This is a genomic window from Arthrobacter sp. CAL618 (genome assembly GCF_000468215.1).
Classification (GTDB): domain Bacteria; phylum Actinomycetota; class Actinomycetes; order Actinomycetales; family Micrococcaceae; genus Arthrobacter_D.
Window position 1 is genome coordinate 1 of sequence record NZ_ASZW01000064.1, and the last position, 1,374, is coordinate 1,374.

The window sequence follows — 1,374 nt, forward strand, 5'->3', positions numbered from 1 at the left end:
CCGCGATCCGCAGGCCACCTACAACCTGCTGACCGGCGACGCACTGGCCGAGCTCGCCCCCTTCAGCAGCTCCTGGCTGGAGCAGCTCACCCGGGGGCGTGAGGGAACCGACGAAGTGGTCATCAATCAGCCGGACTATCTGGCAGCTGTGGACCAGCTGCTGGCGGCCGAGGATCTGAGTGTCTGGAAGAGCTGGCTGACCACTCGGGTGCTGCTGCACGCGGCAGGCTATCTCAGCAGTTCCTTTGTGGACCCGGCTTTCGCCTTCTACGGCACCCACCTCAGTGGCACACCTGAGATCAAGGACCGTTGGAAGCGTGGGGTGGCGCTGGTTGAGGGTGCCGTCGGCGAAGCTGTGGGGCGGGAGTACGTCGCGAGGCATTTCCCACCCACCCACAAGGCCATCATGCTCGACCTGGTCGAAAACCTTCTCGCCGCGTACCGGGTAAGCATTACCTCGCTCGACTGGATGACCGACGAGACGAAGACCCGGGCCCTCGCCAAACTGGACCGGTTCCACACCAAGATCGGTTTCCCTGACCAATGGATCGACTATTCGTCACTGGAGATTGTCGACGGCGACACCTACGGCAACGTTCGCCGCTCCACCGCATTCGAACTGGACCGCCAACTCTCCCGACTGGGTGGTCCGATCGACCGGGGTAACTGGCTGATGACCCCGCAGACCGTGAACGCCTACTACATGCCGACGATGAACGAGATTGTGTTCCCGGCTGCGATCCTGCAGCCACCGTTCTTCGACGTCGACGCCGACCCGGCAGTGAACTACGGGGCAATCGGGGCGGTGATCGGTCACGAGATCGGTCACGGCTTCGACGATAAGGGCTCCCAGTACGACGGCAGCGGGCGCCTCGAAAACTGGTGGAGCGACCAGGACCGTGCTGCCTTCGACTCGCTCACCCAGCGGTTGGTGGACCAGTATGATGCGCTCTGCCCTGCTGAGGCGCCAGGAAGCTCAGTCAACGGCAGCCTCACGCTGGGCGAGAACATCGGGGATCTGGGCGGTCTGTCGATCGGCTACCGCGCCTATCTGCTGAGCCTGGACGGCGCCGAGCCGCCAATCGTGGCTGGACTGACCGGGGCCCAGCGCTTCTTCTTCTCCTGGGCCAGCTGCTGGCGGCAGAAGATCCGCGCCGAGGAAGCGCTCCGCCGCCTGACCATTGACCCCCACTCCCCCAACGAGTTCCGCTGCAACCAGGTAGCGCGGAACCTTGACCAGTTCCATGACGCCTTCTCGGTCACGGACACCGATGACCTGTGGTTGGACCCGGCTGAGCGGGTCCGGATCTGGTAGCCGCTTTCGGCTGCTCTAGGACTGGCAGGTCACCTGATCGGCGGTCTGGCCCGTCAGGG

At 64.3% G+C, this 1,374-nt stretch carries 1 protein-coding gene; it reads left to right on the top strand.

What is annotated here, in order from left to right:
* The coding region (locus K728_RS0103905; RefSeq protein WP_024475917.1) for a M13 family metallopeptidase at nt 1-1,315 on the top strand (1,315 nt) is incomplete at its 5' end.
* Nucleotides 1,316-1,374 lie beyond the last annotated feature (59 nt).